The organism is Agromyces sp. LHK192, from assembly GCF_004006235.1.
GTDB lineage: Bacteria > Actinomycetota > Actinomycetes > Actinomycetales > Microbacteriaceae > Agromyces.
The window spans coordinates 919381-939629 of the sequence record NZ_CP034753.1 but is presented as its reverse complement, the minus strand read 5'-3'; the positions used below and the strand labels follow the sequence as shown (position 1 = coordinate 939629).

Sequence of the window (20249 nt, the reverse complement as noted above, 5' to 3'; positions counted from 1 at the left end):
GTACTGTCGCACGCGGGGGGAGCTTCGCATGCGGGGTTCGAAGCCGGCGGTCGCCGGGTCGAGCGCGTCGGCGGTCGCGATCATCGTCGCGCTCGCCGTCGCGCTCCTGGGCGGATGCGTCGGCGAGACGTCGAACCCCGCGTCGACTCCTCCCCCGTCGGATGCCGCGGTCGCGTCCGCAGCCCCGTTCGACCCGGCCCTGCGCGAGCAACTCGACACGGTGCTCGACGAGGGATTCGAGGCATCCGGCATGCCCGGCGTCGCCGTCGGACTCTGGATCCCCGGCCACGAGGAATGGGTCGCGACCAGGGGCGTGTCCGACGTCGACGCCGAAACCCCCATGGACCGGGCGAACCAGTCCAAGATCGGCAGCATCACGAAGACGATCGTGGGACAGGCTGCGCTCCAGGTCATCGGCGACGGCTCCGCCGGACTCTCGCTCGACGACACGATCGATCGCTGGTACCCCGACTTCCCCGAGGCCGGCGACATCACCGTGCGCATGCTCATGAACATGTCGAGCGGCATCGGCGAGCCCGGCCAGGCGCAGCTCGACCGCATCTGCGGCGACCCGTACTCCATGATCACGCCCGACGAGATGATCGCGATCGGCGCGACCACCCCGCGCGCCGACTTCGCACCAGGCGAGGGCATGACGTACTCGGGGTACAACACGTTCCTCCTCGGGCGGATCCTCGAGCAGACGACCGGGAGCGAACTCGGCACGCTGATCGAGGATCGACTCCTGATGCCGCTCGGCATGACCCGCAGCCGCTTCGCCCCCGATGCCGTGCTCGACGACCCCTTCAACCACGGGTACTCCGAGTTCTGCCCGCTGTGGCCCAGGCCCACCGACACCACCGACTGGACCAACCACGAGTCGTGGGCCGCCGGGGCGATGCTGTCGACGCTCGACGACCTGCATCTGTGGGGCCTCGCGTTCGGCGAGGGATTCGGGCTCAGCCCCGAGTTGCGCGCCGCACGCATCGAAGATCGTGCACCGGTCGAGGTCGCTCCCGGGTACTGGTACGGCCTCGGCGCCAACGTCCACCTCGACCCCGAATCGGGATGCCTCCTCGACCTCAACCACAGCGGCACCGAGCCCGGCTACGGCGCCCACGTGCAGTACTTCGAGGGATCGGGCGCTGTGCTCGCCCTCATCGGCAACGGCGACGGCGGTACCGGCCACGCGTTCAACGAGGTGCTGCTGCCGATCGTCCAAGCACTGCCGGAGTCGGTCGCGGCGACGTCGAGCACCGCCTGCGTCAGCGGGTGACGGGCTCGCGCTCCGCGGCGACCGACCGCACCGCGTCGAGCACGGCCTGCAGCGCCGGCGAATCGGCCTGACTTCGACGGTGCACGGCCGACACGCCGCGCGTCGACACCGGTCGCGCGGTCGGAACAGCGACGAGATCCGGATGCAGCGGCGGCCGCCCCATGCGCGGCACCAACGCCACGCCGAGCCCCGCACGCACGAGTTCGAGGTGGTTCTCGAACTCCATCGACTCGTGCACGACGCGCGGCGCGTTCGACACTCCGTCGAACAGGCGGCGGAGCCATTGGCGGCAGATCGTCGAGTCGAACGTCGCGATCCACGGCTCGTCGGCGAGGTCGAGCGGGGTCAGTTCGAGTGCACCGGAGAGCGCCAGCGGATGTTCGCGCCGAAGGATCACGTCCGCGACATCCGTGAACAGCGGCGTCTCGATCAGGTGATCGGGCATCGCGAGTGCGACGCCACCCCAGCGGTGCACGATGCCGAGGTCGCGCTGCCCCGACGCGACCAGCGCGATGGTCTCCCACGGCTCGCTCTCGCGCAGCGGCGTGCGCAGGTCGGGGTGTCCGTCGCGCAGGCGCGGCAGGACGTCGACGAGCAGTCCGCGCACCGCGGTCGAGAACGCGCCGATGCGCACCTCGCCGGTGATGCGCCGGCGCGCGTTGCCGCCGGCTCCGTCGGTCGCGACGCCGCCGGCGAGGTGCAGGTCGGCCTCGAGCCGTTCGAGGTCGGCGAGCACCGACGCCGACGAGGTCACGAGGTGGCGGGCGGCATCGGTCAGCACGACACCGCGACCGACGCGCTCGAGCAGCGCGACACTCGTGCCGCGTTCGAGCCGCTTGATCTGCTGCGACACCGCCGATGGCGTGAACCCGAGCGCGTCGGCCGCGGCCGCGACGCTGCCGTTCGTCGCCACCGCACGCAGCGCGACCACCGCTTCGAGATCGATCATGCAGCAATGCTACCGAATCAGGCGCAGAAATGATCGCTGGTGTTTCCGGATGCTGCGCCGCACGCTGGAGACATGACGAGACGCGACATGCTGCTGGCCGCTGCCGTTGCCACGCTCTGGGGCTTCAACTTCGTCGTGATCGACTGGGGCATGGCCGGCATCCCGCCCCTGTTCTTCGTCGCCGTGCGGTTCGCCGTCGTGGCCCTCGCCGCGATCGTGGTGCCGCGCCCGCTCGCGAACTGGAAGACCGTCGTCGGCGTCGGCCTGTTCATGAGCCTCGGCCAGTTCGGCCTGCTCTACACGTCGATCGCGCTCGGACTGCAGCCCGGCATCGCCGCCCTGCTGCTCCAGGCGCAGGTCGTGCTCACGATCCTCGTCGCGGCGCTCGCGCTGCGGGAACGCCCGACGCGCCTCCAGGCCGTCGGCGTCCTCGTCGGCACCGTGGGCCTCGGCATCGTCGCCCTCGGCCGCGGCGGCGACGCGCCCGCCCTCGCCGTCGTGCTGTGCCTGCTCGCCGCACTGTCCTGGGCGATCGGCAACGTCATCTCACGGCACGCCGGCCCGGTCGCCCCGGCCGCACGCTTCGGCGCGCTCTCGCTCACGGTGTGGTCGTCGCTCGTCGTACCGCTCCCCGCGCTCGGCCTCTCGGCGCTCATCGAGGGACCCGACGCGATCGCCGCAGGCATCGCGGCGTTCGGCTGGCGCCCCATACTCTCCACCCTCTACACCGCGGGCCTGTGCACCCTGATCGGCTACGCGATCTTCAACGCCCTGCTGGCGCGCAACCGGTCGGCGTCGGTGGTGCCGTGGGTGCTGCTCGCACCCGTCGTGGCGATGGCCTCCGCCGCCCTGCTGCTCGGACAGGTGCCGAACCTGTGGGAGACGGTCGGCGGGCTCGTGCTCGTCGCCGGAGTGTTCGTTGCGAACGCGCCCGGGCGGCGGCGCAGACCGGCCTCGCCGGCAGCGAACCCCGACCGGATCGCCGCCGACCCTCCCCGCTCGGCCGCGACCGGCGTACCGTGACCCTCGACGGCGCCCCCGACCCCAACCGGTCGGCGCAGCGTCGGGGAGGAGGCATCCGATGGCGCGCACCCCGATCGTCTACGAGACGACGCACCGCATCGCGTTCTCCGAGCTCGACCCGTTCCAGCACATGAGCACGGGCAACTACGCGAAGTACTTCGCCGACCACCGTATGGAGGGGCTCGCAAGGTACGCCGGCTGGGACCTGCCGACGCTCGGCAGCCTCGGCTTCATGACCTGGGTTCGACGCATGGAGATCGACTTCGTCCGCCCCGTCGGCGCCGACCAGCAGGTCACGATCACGTCGTTCGTGCGCGAGTTCCGCGGGACCGACGCGTTCATCGAGTGCACGATGTCGGATGCCTCGGGCATCGCCCTCGCACGATGCGTCATGGTCGTGGCGCATGTCGACGGAACGACCCGGCGAGCGTCCGACTGGCCGCCGGAGCTGCAGGCGCTGTTCTTCGAGCCGGCTGACTGAGATCTCGCCGCGCACCTGCCCGATCGGGCACGCATCCGTGCGCGGCCGCTGGCCTTCCGGCTGTTCCGGCCGCGGCGAGCCGCACGCAGGCTCGACCAGAGGTGTTCGATGGCTCGCACGGTGCAGGAGGTCCAGGCCGATCAGGCCGGCTCCGCCCGCAAGCCCTCGGCCGACGCCTCGGAGCGGTCGGCCGCGCCGACGGATGCACTCGCGATCGCGCTCGCCGATCGTCGTCTGCGGCCGCCGCCCGGCGCGGTCGCCGCGCTGCAGCGCTCGGCGGGAAACGCCGCGGTCACGCGACTGCTCGGCGCGCCGTCACCGCGGCCGCGGCTGCGACCGACGACCGCTGATCGACCGCCGACCGCGTCGACCGGCCGGCCGCCGTCGGCGCCGGCGACCGTCCCCGTGGCGGCCTCGACCGCGCCCCCGGCGGCGGAAGTCGCGACCGAGGCATCCGCCGGCGCCGAGGCATCCGTCGTCGAGGCATCCGTCGGCGCGGGGGCGCACGCGCCCACCGCGCCCGTCGGGACCGCCGCGATGGCGACCGGCGCGGCCGCCGCTCCCGCCGTTGCCCCGAACACCACCGGCGGTGTCGTGCAACGCGACGACGAGGAGGACTCCGGCTTCATCGCCTCGATCCGTCGACGGTTGTCCGGGATCGGCGACGGCATCCGGTCGGGTTGGAGCAGCCTCCGCGACGGCGCGAGCGGCATCGTCGAGGGGCTCCGGGAGCGCGGCGCCGGTGCGCTCGACGCGATCCGCGCCGCCGGAACACGCGTGGGCGAGTTCGTCCGCACCACCATCGCCGCGCTCCCCGATTCGGCGAAGGCCGCGTTCCTCGCCATCCGCAACGCCGTCACGGCACCGGTGACCGCGATCGTGGCGGGCGCGGGGCGCCTGCGCGACGCCGTCCTCCGCCTCGACGCCGACGGTCTCGCTGCTGCATGGGGAGCGGTCACCGGACTCGCCTCGGGCGCGCTCGGTGCCGCGGAGGCGATGGCCGGGGCCGTCGGTCGCGCCCTGTCGGGCCTGTGGGACGGCGCCGTCGCGGGATTCCGCGGCGTGCTCGACGCGGCTCGCACCGGCGCGAACGCGGCGGTCGACGGGCTCGTCGGCCTCGCCTCGTCGGCGACCAGCCGACTCGGTGCGCTCTGGTCACGGGTCGAGGGGTTCGGCGCGGACCTCGTCTCGGCCGACAGCTGGGGAGGGCGCATCGTCCGCCGCGTGCTCGGCACCCTGCTGTCAGGTGCGCAACGGGCATGGAGCACGGCGCAGTCGGGGTGGCAGCGGACCAAGGACTTCGCCGGCGGCGTGGCATCCTCCGTCGTCTCGGGTGCGCGGCGGGCGTGGGATGCCGCGTCAGGCGCCGCATCGGCCGCCTGGGATGCCGCCGGCCGCACCTGGCGCACGGCCAAGGACGGCATCGGCGCGGCGGCCGACGCGGTCACCGGCGGGGTCAGGTCGTTCGTGCACCGCGTGCGCTCGTTCTCGGTCACGTCGATCGTCGCGAAGCTGCGCAAGTACGCCGAGGCCGTCACCGGGCTGCGCACGGTGGTCGGCGATCCGATGTCGACGATCGAGCCGTACGCGGCGGGCATCGCGGGGAAGCTGGACGCCGGCATGCCGGCGGCGGCATCCGACGCGGTCGCGCCGCACGTGTCCGCCGCTGCCGGCGGAGGCGGGGCGGTCGCCCCCGTCGCAGCACCGGTGCAGCGGCAGGCGACGGCGGCCCCCACCGAGGTCGAACGGACGACGTCGAGCGGCGGCGAGGTGTGGGCGGGCCTCGGCGCCGCATTCAGCGAGAAGTGGGCGAAGCTCGACGTCAAGAAGATGGCGCTCGATGCGCTGAAGAGCATCGTCTGGCCGTGGCCGAAGATCGGCGAGGAGCTGACGGGCATCGGCACGGACCTGTCGAAGGCGGCCGGCAACCTCTTCATGCCGAGGAACCTGTTCGACCACCCGGCGCAGTTCTTCCACGACCTGTGGAGCGACGTCATGAAGCTCCTCGACTTCCCGCTGATCCTGTGGCGCAGGCTCAACAACATCGCCCTGCTGCTGCTCGGCCCGATCACGATCGTGCTCACCGTCATCGGATTCATCGGCGGGAGCCTCGCGGGAACCGTGCTCGGCGGCATCGCCGGCGCGCTCGCGGGCGTCGGCATCGGTGCGGCGCCCGGCGCAGGCGTCGGCTTCGCCGGCGGCGGCGTCGGCGGCGCGGGGCTCGGGTTCGGCGTCGCGATGGGACTCGGCCAGGCGTTCCTCGTGTCGTTCGCCGCGGGCGAGGTCACCGCGCTCGTCAAGGTGCTCGTCGACCTGTTCACCACCCGGCAGACCCGTCAGGAGAAGGCCGACGACTACAACACGGCCGCCGACAGCGGTCTGGCGCTCGGCATCACCGGAATCCTCGTGGGCCTGGGCTGGATCGGCGGGCGCATCGCCTCGGCGTGCGCCTCGGTGCTCCGGGGGTTCCTGCCCGCGTCGGTGCTCGCCGTCATCGACGAGTTCGCCGCCGGCGTGCGGGCGGCACGCAAGGGCGGCCTGCCGACCGAGGACAAGCCGCCGGTCGACGACAAGCCCCCGGTTCCCGACGAGAAGCCGCCGATCGTCGACCCGGTCGCCCCCGACATGCGGGTGCCCGGGCCGCAGACGCTGACGGCGGCCGAGCTGGCCGAGCTCCAGGGCATCGCCAACAAGCACCAGACCCGCCTGCAGGTCACCGGCAGCCGGGGCCGCGGCATGGGTCGCGGCGTCGAGTCGGATGCGCCGGCGGGCAAGGGGCCCGGGACGAGCAGCGACATCGACGTCGTCATCGACGGGCAGCGCGACATCGACACGCGCGGCGCACTGTCGAACGACGTCAGCGGGGCCTGCAACGGCAAGGCCAACGTCGCGAGCTCGATCGGCGAGGCCAGCGGCCCGCACATCGACATCCTGCCGCAGCCGCAGGGTCTTTCCCCGGGCGAACGGCCGACGATCCCGCCGAGCGAACGTCCGACGGTGCCTCCCGGCCCGCCGAGCGACCGACCGACCCTGCCGCCCGGCGGCAGCCGCGACTGAGGCGGGCGTGCAGACGACACGTGCGACGAGTGCGACGCGCGACGCGCGACGCTACGCCCAGCCCAGTTCGCGAAGTCGGGCGTCGTCCAACCCGAAGTAGTGCCCGATCTCGTGCACGAGCGTGACCCGAACCCGCTGCCGAAGCTCGCCGAGATCGTCGCTGTGCTCCTCGAGGTTGTTCTTGTACAGGGTGATGCGGTCGGGCAGCTCACCGAATCCGTACACGCCGCGCGTCGTGATCGGATGCCCGCGGTACAGTCCGAACAGGCGCGGCCGCTCCTCCGGCGGCTGGTTCTCGAAGGAGATCCCGACGTTCTCGATGCCGCGGACCATGTCGTCGGGCAACGCGTCGAACACCTCGGAGACGAGCCGGTCGAAGTCGTCGTCGGAGATCGGGAGCATACGTCGATTCTGCCCGCGATGCGGCGTGAACCGGCCCCTCCCGGCGCCGGTCAGTTCCCCGTCGGCGCCGCGGACCCGGTGATCGCCCGCACGACGGCCGGCCACGCGGTCGGCGGCAGCTCGTGCCCGCCGCCGGGGATCCGCACGAGCGAGGCGCCGGGGATGTCTCGTGCGAGCGCCTCGCCGTGGGCGAAGGGGAACATCGGGTCGGACGTGCCGTGCACGACCGTGGTCGGGGCGGCGACGCCGCCGAGGCGCTCGCGCCAGCGCGGGGCATCCGCCCACTCGCCGCCCTCCTCATCGCGATGCATGCCGGGCGACCTCCGCACCGTGTCGGCCCAGATCGCCCGGTCGTGCTCCTCGTCGAACTCGTCGCCCGCGTAGTCGCGGTCGATGTCGACGTGGTGTTCGACGACCGCTGCCGCGTCGTTCCAGTCCGGATCGGGACGTGGGTTCGCCCACGCCTGCTGCAACCGTTCGGCGGATGCCGGCAGGTCGTCGTCGGTCTCGAACATCGTCGGCGAACTCGACACGAGCGTCAGGGCCCGCACGCGGTCGGGGTGATCGAGCGCGGCCAGTTGGCAGACCCAGCCGCCAGCCGAGAACCCGACCCAGTGCGCGTCCGCCGCACCGGCGGCGTCGAGCACGGCGAGCGCGTCGCCCAGGCTGACCTCGAGTCCGTCGCGCCGGGATCCGGGCGGACCCAGCGTCGTCTCGCCCATGCCGCGCTGGTCGTAGCGTGCGACTCGGAATCCCCGTTCGACGATCAGGTCGCAGAACGCGGGTCGCCACCAGTCCATCGACGACTCGCCGCCGGCAACGAGCAGGACCAGCGGATGCCCCGCCGAGCCGCGGACTTCGGCAGCGATGGCGGCACCGTCAGGGCGAGGGACGCGGAGCGACGTTGGCGCGGTCATGCCCGCGAGCCTCGCCGGTCGGCGACGCCGCCGCAACCGCGACGCGCCCCCCTCTGCCACCTATCCGGCCTCCTGCTGCCGCTCGATGCCGTCGAGGATGACGGCGAGGCCGAACTCGTAGGCCCGGCGGGCGTCGTGCGCGGCGTTGGCCGTCGCGCCGGCAGCGGCACCGATCCGACTCGCGAGCGGGAACCGGGCTTCGACGCCGAGTGCCGCGAGCAGCTCGCCCTCTCGCGCCCACCACTGCTCGGGCGTCTCGACGGCGCGCTCCACGGATGCCGCGGCGAGCGCCCGCGCGCTCGCCCGCACGAAGTCGAGCACGAGCGCGAGCGCGGCATCCTTCCCTGGGTCGTCGAGGCGCAGGGACTCGACGGCCTGCAGTTCGCGTTCGTACTTCGCGAGGGTGCCCGGACCGAGTACCGCGCGCTCGGATTCGAGGTGGGCCATCCACGGATGCCTCGCCAGCAGCGCGAGGTTGTCGGCGGCCACCAGCGCGAGGCTCTCGCGCCAGGCGCGGTCACCGCCGGTCTCGCCGGGCGTGAACGCCATCGTCTCCCGGCAGCGATCGACCATGAGTTCGAGCAGCTGTTCCTTCGTCGACACGTAGGAATAGAGCGTCATCGTGCCGACCTCGAGCGCATCGGCGACCGCCCGCAGTGCGAAGTCGGGCGTGCCGAGCTCGTCGGCGATGCGGACTCCGGCCTCGATCACCGCGTCGAGCGTGATCTTGCGCGGACGACCGAGCTTCGGCGGGGTGGGCAGTTCGTGCCGCCAGAGGAGCTGGACGGTGCCGGGGTCATCGCTTGCCATGCATTTCAGTATGGTGTACGTTATTTATCCGTACAACATACGAAAAGGTGATCCATGCCGCACGCCATCTCCCGAACCGCCCTCTCGCTCAACGTCGCCGACCCCGCGGCGTCCCGCGACTTCCTCGTCGGCATGTTCGACTTCGAGGTCGAGATGGACCACGGCGACGTCGTGTCGCTCCGGCGCGACGATGTCGGATGCAACGTGATCTACCTCCGCACCGGCCTCGAGTCCTTCAAGCCCGCCCACCGCTCCGGCTCGGCAGGCGACGGCCTGCTCGTCGTCTTCGTCACCGACGCACTCGACGCCTGGCACGACGACCTCGTCGACCGCGGCATCCGCGTCGTCACGCCGCCCGAGACCGAACCCTGGGGAGAGCGGTACAGCCAGTACGAGGACCCGAACGGGGTGATCGTCCAGCTCGTGCAGTGGATGTGAGGCCGGTGCGGGGGTGCGCGCGCAGCGCGCGCCCTCCCGCGCGCGGCGCGGCCCGCGCGCGATACTGGCGCCGTGCTGCACGTGCGCCTGATCGTCCCACCCGACCTGCGCGACGCCGTCGATGCCGTCCTGCGCGACGCCGTCGACGACGTCACGAACCACGTCGTGCACCCGAATGCCGCCGTCTCCCCCGCGGGCGACGTCGTGCTGTTCGACGTCGACCGCGCCGGCGCGAGCGAACTGCTGGGCCGCCTGCGGCACACGGGGCTCGCGGCATCCGGTTCGATCTCGGCCGAGCACCTCGACCTCGAGCTCGACCGGTACACGACCGACCGTGATCGCGACGACGCCATGGGCGGTGACGACGACGCGGTCGTCTGGGAGGAGGTCGAGGCGAAGACGAACGACGAGGTGCGCCTGTCGGCGACGTTCCTCGCGTTCATCGCGATCGCCACGATGATCGCCGCGGTCGGCATCGTCATCGACCAGCCGATCCTCATCGTCGGCGCCATGATCGTGGGCCCCGAGTTCGGACCGCTCGCGGCGATCGCCGTGGGCATCGTCCGGCGCCGCGGCCGCGTCGTCGGCCGGTCGCTGGCGACCCTGACGATCGGCTTCGCCTTCGCGGTGCTCGCCACCGTGCTCTTCGGCGCCGTGCTGCGGTGGGCCGGCGTGTTCGCCCGCAACCCGTTCCTCGAGCAGCATCCGTCGACGAGCTTCATCTGGTCGCCCGACGCGCTCAGCTGGGTCGTCGCGTTCCTCGCGGGTGTCGCGGGCATCCTGTCGCTGACGTCCGCGAAGTCGGGCGCCCTCATCGGCGTGCTGATCTCGGTGACGACGGTTCCCGCTGCGGGCGCGATCGCCGTCGCCGCCACCGTCGGCGCCTGGGACATCGCCGGCACCGCGACGATCCAACTCGGCATCAACCTGCTCTCGATCATCGTCGCCGGCGTGCTGACGCTCAGCGTGCAGCTCTGGGCCCAGCGTCTGGGTCGCGAGCGGCGCCGGGTCGCGCGTCGGCGCGCAGCGGAATCCTGATCAGGAATCTTCGCCCGAGCTGTCCGATCCGGCCGACCCCGTTCGTGGAATCGGTGAGAGGGTGCCCAGGAGGGGCATCCGCAGAAGGGATCCGATCATGAAGCTGGTCACGAACACGCAGGTCACCGTCGACGGGGTCATGCAGGCGAACGGCGGAAACGACCCCGTGCTCGACCCCGGGTTCGACCGGGGCGGCTGGGCGATGCCGTTCGACGAGCCGGAGTCGACGGCGTACGTCGCCGACGCCTACCTGCGCGCCGACGCGTTCCTGTTCGGTCGGCGCACGTACGACCTGTTCGCCGCGTACTGGGGCGGGGTGCGCAAGGACGACCTCGACGACCCGTTCGTCGCCTCCCTGAACTCGCGGCCGAAGTTCGTGGCATCCGACTCGATCACGGAGCCGGCCTGGGCCGAGACCACCGTGCTTCCCGGCCGGAGCGACGAAGCCGGCCTCGAGCGGCGCATCCGGGAACTGAAGGCCCGACCGGGCGGCGAACTCCAGGTGCACGGCAGCGGGCAGCTCATCCGATGGCTGCTCGCGCGCGGGCTCGTCGACGAGCTGACGCTCATCGTCTTCCCCGTGATCGTCGGGGGCGGAGGCATCCGCCTGTTCGACGTCGACGGACCGGACGTTGCACTCGAGCTGCTCGATTCGCGCACCTTCGCGAACGGCGTGGTCGCGCAGACCTTCCGCCCCGACGGTCGACCGGAGTATGCATGAACGGGGAGGTGTGACATGCAGTACCTGGTGTCGGTGATCGACGACCGCACGAACTCCGGCACGGCCGAGGAGATGCGCGAGATCACCGCGTTCAACGAGCGGCTGGTGGCTCGCGGCCACTGGGTCTTCGCAGGCGGGCTCGCGGCGCCGTCGACCTCGACCGTGATCGACAACCGCGGCGAGCGCCCGCTGCTCACCGACGGCCCGTTCATCGAGTCGAAGGAGCACATCGCGGGCCTCTGGATCATCGAGGCACCCGATCTCGACGTCGCCCTCGCGCTCATGACCGAGGGGTCGCGGGCGTGCAACCGGCGGCTCGAGCTTCGGCCGTTCCTCCCGCCGCCGACCGCTGTCGACCGGTCGGAGCCCTCCTGAGCGACGCGGGCGACGCGCTCGCCCGGGTCCACCGCGACGAGTGGGCCCGGGTGGTCGCGACGCTCGCCCGGCGCTTCGGTTCCCTCGATATCGCCGAGGATGCCGCCGCCGAGGCGTTCGCGGTCGCGGTCGAGCGGTGGCCGACCGACGGCGTGCCGCCGAACCCCGGCGGGTGGCTCACGACCACCGCGATCCGGAGGGCGCTCGACCGGCTGCGCCGCGAGCAGCGCCGCGACGACAAGCACCGCGAGGCGATGATGCTGACGGATGACTCCCCGCCCGACCCGATCGGCGCGGTCGACGACGACCGGCTCCAGCTCGTGTTCACCTGCTGCCACCCGGCCCTGGCGATGGAGGCGCGCGTCGCCCTCACGCTCCGCATGCTCGGCGGACTCTCGGTCGACGAGATCGCCCGCGCGTTCCTCGTGCAGGAGGGCGCGATGGCCCGCCGCATCACTCGCGCGAAGGACAAGATCTCGGCGGCGGGCGTCCCGTACCGCGTGCCGTCGGCCGCCGACCTGCCCGAGCGCGTCGGGGGCGTGCTCGCGGTGCTGTACCTCGCGTTCAACGAGGGATACCTCGCGACGGGTGTCGAGTCCGACCCGGTGCGCGCCGACCTCACCGCCGAGGCGATTCGCCTGACACGGCTCGTTCGCGACCTGCTGCCCGACGACGGCGAGGTCGCGGGACTCCTCGCCCTGATGCTGCTCACCGAGGCCCGGCGTCCGGCGCGGGTCTCGGCCGACGGCGCGCTAGTTCCGCTCGCCGAGCAGGACCGGGCACTGTGGGACGCATCGCTCATCGCGGAGGGGCACCGGCTCGTCCGCGAGCGCCTCGAGTCCGGCGAGTCGCCGGGCCGGTACCAGGTGCTCGCGGCGATCAACGCCGTGCACACCGATGCCCCGGTCGCCGACGAGACCGACTGGTGGCAGGTCGTGGCACTGTACGACCGGCTGACGCTGATCGATCCGTCGCCGGTCGTTGCGCTGAACCGCGCGATCGCGGTCGCCGAACTCGACGGCCCGGATGCCGCGCTCGCCCTCATCGGCCCGTTCGCCGCGGCGCTCGACGGCTATCACGCGTTCCATGCCGCGCGGGCGGACCTGCTGCGCCGCCTCGGGCGCGACGACGAGGCGCGGGCGGCCTACGACCGCGCGATCGCGCTCGCGGGCAACCGCGCCGAGACCGAGTACCTGACGCGACGGCGCGACCAACTCGGCTGAACGCAAGCCCTCCATCCGGAGCACCGATCTCCGTGGAGGGCACGGATGCCGCCGCGCGACGCGCGACCTACGGTGCCCGCATGAACACTCGGATCCCCACCACCACGCCGCGTGCACGGGTCGCAGCGCTCACCGCCGCGGCCGGGGCGCTGGTCGTCGCCGCCACGATCGCCGCGGCGGTCTCCGTCACCGCCGAGGCCGGCGCTTCGCCGGGCGGGTCGGGGTCGCCGGGCGGGTCGGGCTCGTCGGGCTCGGCCGTCACCGCCGAGGGCCTGTGTCGCTCGGCCATCGAGGAGCGGCTCGTGTCGCGCGGCCATGCCGACGTCGTGGTGGCGCGATCGATGCGCGTCACCGAGGCCGACGGCGCTCAGCGCGTGTCGGGTTCGGTGCGATCGGTGGACGACGACGGCCGCGTCGACACGGCCGAACTGCGCTGCGTCGTCCGCGGGGAGGGCGACGGTCTGCGCGTCGTGAGTGCGCGCACGTCCGACTGACGCGCAGCCGGGCAGACGCTTAGAGCATCCGCCGCAGGAAGCGGTCGCGGTCGACGATCTGCCGCTTCAGCACGAACCCGACGTGCAGCACGATCGCGACCAGCAGCAGCACCTGCGCGGTCACGTGCACCGCGACGAGGAGGTCGTCGTCGAACAGTTCGATCGGCGACGTCCATTCGGTCCGGTCGCCCGTCTCCCAGTCCTCGCCGGTGAGGAACACGAGCGCGAGCCCGCTCGCCGGGGTCACGAACAGCAGCAGGTAGAGCGCACGCTCGGTGCCGCTCGCGAACCGACGACCGGCGCTCGAGAGCGTGTCGGGCCAGGGCGGCAGCGTGACGATGCGCCGCCACGCGAACCGCACGGTCGTGAGCACGAGGATGCCGCACCCGATCGCGACGTGCACGGGCAGGAGCAGATCCTCGTCACCGTCGTACGCCGCCTCGACCCACGGCTCGAGCACTCCCTCGGCGCCCGCCATCGCGAAGCCGACGACGTACTGCGCGAGCAGCGCGAGCACGGTGAGCCAGTGCAGCACGCGCGCGACGACGCCGTGCCGCGCGAGCCGTGCGCGTTCCGTGCCGTCCGTGGCCATGCCCCATCGAACCATGCCCGGCCCGATCCGGCGCAGAGCCTCGGCGATCACCCCGCGCGCAGCTCGTCGATGATCGCGTCGGCGAGCACCCGGGCGCCGCGCTCCGTCGGGTGCAACCCGTCGTACGACATGCCGTCGGCGAACCGGCCGTCACCGCCGCGGAGCCCGGCCGAGGCGTCGACGAACCGCCACCCCCGATCATCGGCGAACGCCTCGAGCTCGTCGTTGAACTCCGCGGCGCCGCCGGGGTTCAGGTCGATCGGCGGGATCGACGAGATCACGACCTCGTCGATGCCGACGGTGTCGACGATGCGATCGAGGTGCTCGGCGGTCTCGGCGAACGGGATCCCGAACGCGACGTCGTTCGTACCCGCGATCATGACGAGCACCTCGGCGTCGACCTCGGTCACCGACTCGGCCATGAGCGAGGTCGGCGCACCCCATTCGGCCCAGCCGCCCGCGAATTCGGAGCCCGCCTCGACGACGTACGTGGCCCACGACTCCGAGCCGAGGTCGCCCGCCGCGAGGTCGGGGCTGTTCGCGTCGGTGATCGAGTCGCCGACGGCGGCGAACGCCGCGGGCATCCCGCCGGTCGCGGCAGGGTCGGATGCGTCGGGTGCGCCGGGTGCGCCGGATGCCCCGGGTGCACTGGATGCCCCGTCGCGCGCCGACGACGTCGCGGGATCGGCCGAGGGCGAAGCCGGGGCATCCGTCGCGGTGCACGCGGCGAGCAGCGCGAGTATCGCGGCCGCCGTGCAGGCGACGTGGAGTCGCCGCAGCAGCGCGCCGCTCCGCGCCGCCGGTCCGCTCACCCCGGCGCTCCTTCGCGAACGGTGAGTCGCAGCGCCTCGCGGATGCCGAAGAGCCGTACGGTCCACGCGTCGTCGCGGGCCATCGAGGTGGTCTCGATCGCCACCACCTCGGGGAGGTGCAGCTGGTGCACGCGACCGTCGTGCTCGAGCCGCGCCTCCCCTGCCGCCAACACGTTCCGCACCCACTGCGGCTCGGTGCCGTACGGCAGGGCGATGACGAATCCGCCGGGCTCGGGCACCGCACCGACGGGTGTCGCGTACTCGCGGCCGGTCGTCCGGCCGACGTGCCGGATGATCGCGTGCGGGTCGCCCGGCTGCCCGGCGGTGGACAGTGCCTGCATGTTCAGGACGTCGCGCTGCATCCGGAACATCGGCCGGAGCACCCGTGGATCGCGCCGGCGGATGCCGATGACGATCGTCGCCCCGAGCGCGATCGCCGCGGCGACGGCCGCCCCGACGAGTCCGACCACGATCCTGCCGAGCACCCGCATCCGTCGTCCCTCCGACCGGGCCGCGCCAGACGCGCGGCGGCGTCCGGCCAGCATCGCCCACCGCACGGCGGAGGTCCACCCCTTGCGGAGGACCTCCTCGAGCGTCGGGACGAGCGGCCCGGCCCGGAGATCCCGAGTCGACCGGACGACGATCACGTCAGGTGCGCGACCTGCTCGACGACGAGCCAGACCGCGAGCACGATCATCGCGGCGCCCGAGACGCGCGACACGATGCGCATCGCCGACGGACGAAGCCGCAGCACGGTGCGTGCGCCGTAGCCGACGATCGAGTACACGAGCGCACAGGCGCCGACGAAAATGAGGCCGAGCACGGCGAGCTGCAGCGGGATCGGCCACGCGCCCGAGGCATCCGTGAACTGCGGCAGCAGCACCACGAGCACCAGCAGGCCCTTCGGGTTCAGCCCCGAGACGCCGGCCCCCTGCAGCACGCGCAGCCACGGGCGATCGGATGCCTCGGGCTGCGCCCCGCCGCTCTCGACATCGGCCGTCGCTCCGCGCGAGGCCCCGGCCACCACGACCACCGGCGGTGCACGGAGCACGCGAACCCCGAGGTAGACCAGGTACGCGGCTGCGGCGAACGTGAGCACGACGATGAACCACGGCAGGGTCGCCACGACCGCGCCGACGCCGAGCGCGACGGCAGCGACCGTCGCGAGATAGCCGAGCAGGATTCCCGAGAGCGAAGGGAGGATGCTCCGCTCGCTGGTGCCCGTGGCGATGACGAACGCCCAGTCGGGGCCGGGCAGCACGACCATGAGCGTCATCATCACCGAGCAGGCGATCAGCAGTTGCGGGTCCACGCGACGAACCTAGATCGATCGACGGGGAAGCCGCTGCCGAAATCCACCCGGCAGCGCCCCGGCAGTGGAAGAATCCACCTTATGGACGCGATCGATCGGAGAATCCTTGCCGAGCTGCAGCAGGACGGCCGGCTCACCCTCACCGAGCTCGCCGACCGCGTGCAACTGAGCATGTCGCCCACGCATCGCCGACTGCGCGCGCTCGAGGAATCCGGTGCGATCAGCGGCTACCGGGCCGTCATCGATCCCGAGGTCGTCGGCCTCGGCTTCACCGCCCTCGTCTTCGTCACCATGGACCAGGCGAACCGAGCCACCGTGCCCGCGTTCGATGCGGCGGTCGCCGAGATCCCCGAGGTGATCCAGGCCCTCCGCCTGTTCGGCGACCCCGACTACCTGCTGCGCGTCGCGGTCCGCGACCTCGCCGCCTACCAGCGCCTCTGGGACGAGCAGCTCTCGGCACTGCCGGGCGCCCGTCGCGTCGAGTCGACGCTGGTGATGAAGACGATCGTCGACGACCGGCCGCTGCCGCTCTGACGGCACCGCGCTGACCGGACCGCGCTGACCGGACCGCACTGACCACACCGCGCCGAGCGGTAGATTTGAGCCATGGAATTCCTCCGCCACCTCGTGCTGCTCATCCACCTGATCGGCTTCGCCGTGCTGTTCGGAGCCTGGGTCGTGGAACTGTTCAACGGCAAGCGCGGCATCACGCGCGTCATGCACTGGGGCCTCGCGATCGCGGGTGTCGCCGGCCTCGTGCTCGCCGCCCCGTGGGGCATCGAGTACGACCTGAACTACGTCAAGATCGGCACGAAGCTGGTCATCCTGCTCGCCATCGGCGCGCTGCTCGGCATCGGTGCCGGCCGTCAGCGCCGCAACGGCTCGGTGCCGCCGGCGATCTTCTGGCTGATCGGCGTGCTCACGCTCGCGAACGCGGCGATCGCGGTGCTCTGGCGGTAGTCGCCGGTCGGGTCGCGGACTGCACCGCCGCCCATCGCGCCGACTGCCAGACTGATCGGATGCCCGACAACGCACCGATCGACCATGCCGCAGCCATGCGCCTGTGGGAGCGCTACCGCGCCGCCCGTCCCGACGTCGCGACCGACCCTGAGCCGCCGTCGGTGGAGCGGTTCGGCGACCACCCCGAACTGACCGACGCGTTGCTCGCGCTCGTGCTCGACGGCACGAAGCGCGCCACCGCCGGGCTCGTCGCCGAGTTCGCGGCCGAGGGGCAGCCGCTCCCCCGCGTCGGCAGCCACTGGATCGCGTGCGACTCGACCGGCGCACCACGGGTGATCCTGCGCAGTACCGAACTCCGGGTCGGCCCGTTCGCGAGCGTCGACGCCGCGTTCGCGTACGACGAGGGCGAGGACGACCGCTCCATCGAATCGTGGCGCGACAACCACAGCCGCTACTGGCGGCGGGTGGCATCCTCGCTCGGATTCGAGTGGACCGAGCAGCACGAGATCGTGTTCGAGCGGTTCGACGTGGCCTGGACGGCCTGAGCCGCCAGCCCGTCACCCGTCAGCCCGTCACCCGTCAGCCCGTCTCGTCCGCGGCATCGACGACCTCCGGCGCCGTCGACGGCGCGTACCTCGCGGCGATGATGCCCGAGTCGTAGGCCTCGACGCCGAGCAGTCGCATCCCGACGAGGTGCGGCGTGCGCAGTCGGTCGCCCGCGTTCCCGACGAGGAACGGGTGGATCCCCGCGTGGATCTCGTCGACGAGCCCGGCATCCACCAGCTCCGCCGCGAGGTCGCCGTACCCGTGCGACACGATCGAGTCGTAGCGATCGCGGAGGCCGCGCACGTAGTCGACCACGTCGCCCTCGATGAGCGTCGCGTTCCAGTCGAGCGGTCCCTCGAGCGTGGTCGACGCCACGAACTTCGGCAGTGCGTTGTAGTAGGCGGCGAAGCCGCGGTCGTCGTCCTGCTCGGGCCAGTACTCGCGGAAGAACTCGTAGCTCGCGCGCCCCATGAGCACGGCGTCGGCGCCGAACACGAGTTCGTCGGATGCGCGCTGCACGCCCGGGTCGTCGACGTCGAACCACTGCTCCATCTGGTCGAACACGCCGTCGAGCGTCATTTCGAAGGAGATCGTCACGGTTCCCATGCCCCCAGACTGCGCCTGATCCGAGCGGATGTCACGGGCTTGCGCATCCCGTCTCAGTTCCCTCGTGCATGAGATTCCGGCGAACAAGGTCCGTCAGGGGACCTCTGGGCCGGATCCTCATGCGCTGGAAACGGGGCGTCGGAAGAAGTTGGTATTCAGTGTTGCCAAGTACCGGTTCTCTGTGTCACTATGTAGTGGTACTCAGCAACACCGATTACCAGCGTCACTGAATACCAGCGACACCGAGTAGTCCCGAACAGCGAAAGGAGGCACGCCATGGGAAAGCAGATGACGGAGATGCTCAAGGGCACCCTCGAGGGCATCGTCCTCGCCATCCTGTCGACCGCGCCGGCCTACGGCTACGAGATCACCGCCCGGCTCCGCGACCAGGGCTTCACCGACATCGCCGAGGGCACCGTCTACGCCCTGCTCGTGCGCATCGAGCAGCGCGGCCTCGTCGACGTCGAGAAGGTCCCCTCCGAGAAGGGACCGCCGCGCAAGGTGTTCTCGCTCAACGAGCGGGGCCGCCAGGACCTCGAGGAGTTCTGGACCACCTGGTCCTTCCTCGCCGACCGCATCGAACAGCTCCACCGGAAGGGAAACTGACATGGCCGCCAAGTGGCTCGAAGCGATCGTCGGATCGCTCGAAGGCAAGAAGCAGTACAAGGAGTACCGGGCCCGCGTGAAGGCCCTGCCCGAGGGCTACCGCGAGGCGGCCGGCGCGCTCGAGCGCTACCTCCTCAACCTCGGGCCGAGCGACAACAGCGACAGCCTGATCGCGATGCTCACCGACCTCGCCGACCTGCTCGAGCAGCACGCCGCCGCCGGCACCCCGCTGCGCGACGTCGTCGGCACGGACCCCGTCGACTTCGCCGAGACGTTCATGCAGAACTACGGCGGCGGCAGCTGGATCCGCAAGGAGCAGTCCAAGCTCACCACGGCGATCGACGCCGCGGAACGACTCGACCAGAAGGGAATCTGACCATGGCCGCGAAGTGGATCGAGACGATCACCGGATCGCTCGACGACAAGAAGGCGTACCGCCAGTACAAGGCCCGCCTCGAGGCGCTGCCCGGCAAGTACCGCACCGCAGCCAAGGGCCTCGACCGCTACGTCATCTACGCAGGCGGCGTCTCGCAGCCCGACGTGATGCTCAAGATGCTCGACGACCTGGCCACGCTCTTCGAGCAGGCCGCCGCCGACGGCACCCCCGTCAGCGCGATCGTCGGTGACGACCCCGTCGAGTTCGCCGAGACCTTCCTCGCGAACTACACCGACGGGCAGTGGCAGAACAAGGAGAAGCAGCGGCTCGCCGACGCGATCGGCGAAGCGACCGCAGACGAGCACTGACCGACGCCGGCGCCCGCGAGGCCTCGGCAGGAAAGGGAACCACCATGAACACCGCAACATCGCCCGCGCCCGCGATCCGGGTGCAGGGCATCGAGAAGTCCTTCAAGGACAACCAGGTCCTCCGCGGCGTCGACTTCGACGTCGCACCCGGCACCATCTTCGCCCTGCTCGGATCGAACGGCGCGGGCAAGACGACGCTGGTCCGGATCCTGTCGACCCTGCTGAAGGCCGACGCCGGCACCGCCACGGTGCACGGCTTCGACGCCGCGAAGCAGCCCGGCGACGTCCGTCAGTCGATCAGCCTGACCGGGCAGTTCGCCGCGGTCGACGAGGTGCTCTCGGGCCGCGAGAACCTCGTGCTGGTCGCGAAGCTGCGCCACCTGAAGCACCCGGGTGCGATCGCCGACGACCTGCTCGCACGCTTCTCGCTCACCGACGCCGGCGCCCGCAAGGCGGCGACGTACTCGGGCGGCATGCGCCGCCGGCTCGACATCGCGATGAGCCTGATCGGCGACCCGCCGATCATCTTCCTCGACGAGCCGACCACGGGCCTCGACCCGCAGGCGCGCATCGACGTGTGGAAGACCGTGAAGGCCCTGGCCGACTCGGGCACCACCGTGCTGCTCACCACGCAGTACCTCGACGAGGCCGAGCAGCTCGCCGACCGCATCGCGATCCTGCACCAGGGCCGCATCATCCAGAACGGCACCCTCGCCGAACTCAAGCAGCTGCTTCCCGCGGCGACCGTCGAGTACGTCGAGAAGCAGCCGACCCTCGAGGAGGTCTTCCTCGCCCTCGTCGGAGACGCCGGCGAGGCAGCGGATGCCTCGGGCGAGGGATCCATCGAATCAGTGAAGGAGTCCTGAC

26 protein-coding genes are annotated in these 20249 nt (G+C 71.7%); 17 read left to right on the top strand and 9 right to left on the bottom strand.

The genetic code is table 11. From position 1 onward, the window contains the following. The first annotated feature begins 28 nt into the window (after nucleotides 1-28). Nucleotides 29-1276, top strand: a complete 1248-nt coding sequence (locus tag ELQ40_RS04205) for a serine hydrolase (RefSeq protein WP_127792561.1) — start codon at nucleotides 29-31, stop codon at nucleotides 1274-1276. Here the strand turns inward: ELQ40_RS04205 and ELQ40_RS04200 are convergent. Beyond that, complete coding sequence (locus ELQ40_RS04200; protein ID WP_127792560.1) at nucleotides 1266-2225, bottom strand: LysR family transcriptional regulator; 960 nt, start codon at nucleotides 2223-2225, stop codon at nucleotides 1266-1268. The two genes, ELQ40_RS04205 and ELQ40_RS04200, sit on opposite strands and share 11 nt — an antisense overlap. Before the next feature lie 72 nt (nucleotides 2226-2297). Between ELQ40_RS04200 and ELQ40_RS04195 the strand changes: the two genes are divergently transcribed. From ELQ40_RS04195 to ELQ40_RS04185, 3 genes are all read left to right on the top strand, one after another. Next, nucleotides 2298-3248, top strand: a complete 951-nt coding sequence (locus ELQ40_RS04195) for an EamA family transporter (protein ID WP_127792559.1) — start codon at nucleotides 2298-2300, stop codon at nucleotides 3246-3248. 58 nt (nucleotides 3249-3306) lie between these two features. Continuing rightward, the gene (locus ELQ40_RS04190; protein WP_127792558.1) at nucleotides 3307-3729 is read left to right on the top strand and encodes a thioesterase family protein; all 423 of its coding nucleotides are present in this window, start codon (nucleotides 3307-3309) and stop codon (nucleotides 3727-3729) included. A 108-nt stretch (nucleotides 3730-3837) separates the two neighbouring features. Beyond that, nucleotides 3838-6786 (top strand): hypothetical protein, encoded by a 2949-nt coding sequence (locus ELQ40_RS04185; RefSeq protein WP_127792557.1) that lies wholly within the window; start codon nucleotides 3838-3840, stop codon nucleotides 6784-6786. A gap of 51 nt (nucleotides 6787-6837) precedes the next feature. Here ELQ40_RS04185 and ELQ40_RS04180 read toward each other — a convergent pair whose 3' ends face one another. Genes ELQ40_RS04180 through ELQ40_RS04170 form a run of 3 tightly spaced genes read right to left on the bottom strand, consistent with a single transcriptional unit; the run spans nucleotide 6838 to nucleotide 8915 of the window. Further along, nucleotides 6838-7188 carry a metallopeptidase family protein gene (locus tag ELQ40_RS04180; RefSeq protein WP_127792556.1) on the bottom strand — a complete coding sequence of 117 codons (351 nt, stop codon included), beginning with the start codon at nucleotides 7186-7188 and terminating at the stop codon, nucleotides 6838-6840. A gap of 50 nt (nucleotides 7189-7238) precedes the next feature. Then, on the bottom strand, nucleotides 7239-8105 hold the full coding sequence (locus ELQ40_RS04175; protein ID WP_127792555.1) for an alpha/beta fold hydrolase: 867 nt from the start codon (nucleotides 8103-8105) through the stop codon (nucleotides 7239-7241). 60 nt (nucleotides 8106-8165) lie between these two features. After that, nucleotides 8166-8915, bottom strand: a complete 750-nt coding sequence (locus ELQ40_RS04170; RefSeq protein WP_127792554.1) for a TetR/AcrR family transcriptional regulator — start codon at nucleotides 8913-8915, stop codon at nucleotides 8166-8168. 54 nt (nucleotides 8916-8969) lie between these two features. Between ELQ40_RS04170 and ELQ40_RS04165 the strand changes: the two genes are divergently transcribed. From ELQ40_RS04165 to ELQ40_RS04140, 6 genes are all read left to right on the top strand, one after another. Continuing rightward, complete coding sequence (locus tag ELQ40_RS04165; RefSeq protein WP_127792553.1) at nucleotides 8970-9353, top strand: VOC family protein; 384 nt, start codon at nucleotides 8970-8972, stop codon at nucleotides 9351-9353. Between the two features lie 72 nt (nucleotides 9354-9425). Beyond that, nucleotides 9426-10391, top strand: a complete 966-nt coding sequence (locus ELQ40_RS04160) for a DUF389 domain-containing protein (RefSeq protein ID WP_127792552.1) — start codon at nucleotides 9426-9428, stop codon at nucleotides 10389-10391. A 97-nt stretch (nucleotides 10392-10488) separates the two neighbouring features. Next, entirely contained in the window at nucleotides 10489-11112 is a 624-nt protein-coding gene (locus ELQ40_RS04155) for a dihydrofolate reductase family protein (protein ID WP_127792551.1), read from the top strand. A 15-nt stretch (nucleotides 11113-11127) separates the two neighbouring features. After that, complete coding sequence (locus tag ELQ40_RS04150) at nucleotides 11128-11487, top strand: YciI family protein (RefSeq protein ID WP_127792550.1); 360 nt, start codon at nucleotides 11128-11130, stop codon at nucleotides 11485-11487. Further along, nucleotides 11484-12710 (top strand): DUF6596 domain-containing protein, encoded by a 1227-nt coding sequence (locus ELQ40_RS04145; RefSeq protein ID WP_127795119.1) that lies wholly within the window; start codon nucleotides 11484-11486, stop codon nucleotides 12708-12710. The genes ELQ40_RS04150 and ELQ40_RS04145 overlap by 4 nt, the downstream gene beginning before the upstream one ends. Before the next feature lie 80 nt (nucleotides 12711-12790). Continuing rightward, entirely contained in the window at nucleotides 12791-13204 is a 414-nt protein-coding gene (locus tag ELQ40_RS04140) for a hypothetical protein (protein WP_127792549.1), read from the top strand. A 19-nt stretch (nucleotides 13205-13223) separates the two neighbouring features. Here the strand turns inward: ELQ40_RS04140 and ELQ40_RS04135 are convergent, their stop codons facing one another. From ELQ40_RS04135 to ELQ40_RS04120, 4 genes are all read right to left on the bottom strand, one after another. After that, nucleotides 13224-13796 carry a cytochrome b gene (locus tag ELQ40_RS04135; RefSeq protein WP_164863465.1) on the bottom strand — a complete coding sequence of 191 codons (573 nt, stop codon included), beginning with the start codon at nucleotides 13794-13796 and terminating at the stop codon, nucleotides 13224-13226. A 47-nt stretch (nucleotides 13797-13843) separates the two neighbouring features. Next, nucleotides 13844-14608 carry an SGNH/GDSL hydrolase family protein gene (locus tag ELQ40_RS04130; protein WP_127792547.1) on the bottom strand — a complete coding sequence of 255 codons (765 nt, stop codon included), beginning with the start codon at nucleotides 14606-14608 and terminating at the stop codon, nucleotides 13844-13846. Continuing rightward, on the bottom strand, nucleotides 14605-15099 hold the full coding sequence (locus ELQ40_RS04125) for a nitroreductase family deazaflavin-dependent oxidoreductase (RefSeq protein ID WP_164863464.1): 495 nt from the start codon (nucleotides 15097-15099) through the stop codon (nucleotides 14605-14607). The genes ELQ40_RS04130 and ELQ40_RS04125 overlap by 4 nt, the downstream gene beginning before the upstream one ends. A gap of 152 nt (nucleotides 15100-15251) precedes the next feature. Next, the gene (locus tag ELQ40_RS04120) at nucleotides 15252-15920 is read right to left on the bottom strand and encodes a LysE family translocator (protein WP_240665930.1); all 669 of its coding nucleotides are present in this window, start codon (nucleotides 15918-15920) and stop codon (nucleotides 15252-15254) included. Nucleotides 15921-16001: 81 nt separating this feature from the next. Between ELQ40_RS04120 and ELQ40_RS04115 the strand changes: the two genes are divergently transcribed. The 3 genes from ELQ40_RS04115 (at nucleotide 16002) to ELQ40_RS04105 (ending at nucleotide 17425) form a co-directional block, all read left to right on the top strand. After that, entirely contained in the window at nucleotides 16002-16454 is a 453-nt protein-coding gene (locus ELQ40_RS04115) for an Lrp/AsnC family transcriptional regulator (protein WP_127792545.1), read from the top strand. 72 nt (nucleotides 16455-16526) lie between these two features. Beyond that, nucleotides 16527-16880, top strand: coding sequence for a Fe-S protein (locus ELQ40_RS04110; RefSeq protein WP_127792544.1), 354 nt, complete (start codon nucleotides 16527-16529; stop codon nucleotides 16878-16880). Nucleotides 16881-16939: 59 nt separating this feature from the next. After that, nucleotides 16940-17425 carry an ASCH domain-containing protein gene (locus ELQ40_RS04105; protein WP_127792543.1) on the top strand — a complete coding sequence of 162 codons (486 nt, stop codon included), beginning with the start codon at nucleotides 16940-16942 and terminating at the stop codon, nucleotides 17423-17425. 34 nt (nucleotides 17426-17459) lie between these two features. Here the strand turns inward: ELQ40_RS04105 and ELQ40_RS04100 are convergent, their stop codons facing one another. Then, a complete protein-coding gene (locus ELQ40_RS04100; RefSeq protein WP_127792542.1) occupies nucleotides 17460-18032 on the bottom strand; it encodes a dihydrofolate reductase family protein in 573 nt (190 codons plus the stop codon). A gap of 276 nt (nucleotides 18033-18308) precedes the next feature. Here ELQ40_RS04100 and ELQ40_RS04095 point away from each other — a divergent pair, with 276 nt between their 5' ends. The 4 genes from ELQ40_RS04095 to ELQ40_RS04080 are packed head-to-tail and all read left to right on the top strand — an operon-like array spanning nucleotide 18309 to nucleotide 20248. Next, complete coding sequence (locus tag ELQ40_RS04095; protein ID WP_127792541.1) at nucleotides 18309-18638, top strand: PadR family transcriptional regulator; 330 nt, start codon at nucleotides 18309-18311, stop codon at nucleotides 18636-18638. Nucleotide 18639: 1 nt separating this feature from the next. After that, on the top strand, nucleotides 18640-19014 hold the full coding sequence (locus ELQ40_RS04090) for a DUF1048 domain-containing protein (protein WP_127792540.1): 375 nt from the start codon (nucleotides 18640-18642) through the stop codon (nucleotides 19012-19014). 2 nt (nucleotides 19015-19016) lie between these two features. Next, the gene (locus ELQ40_RS04085; protein ID WP_127792539.1) at nucleotides 19017-19382 is read left to right on the top strand and encodes a DUF1048 domain-containing protein; all 366 of its coding nucleotides are present in this window, start codon (nucleotides 19017-19019) and stop codon (nucleotides 19380-19382) included. Between the two features lie 44 nt (nucleotides 19383-19426). Continuing rightward, a complete protein-coding gene (locus ELQ40_RS04080; protein WP_127792538.1) occupies nucleotides 19427-20248 on the top strand; it encodes an ABC transporter ATP-binding protein in 822 nt (273 codons plus the stop codon). Nucleotide 20249 lies beyond the last annotated feature (1 nt).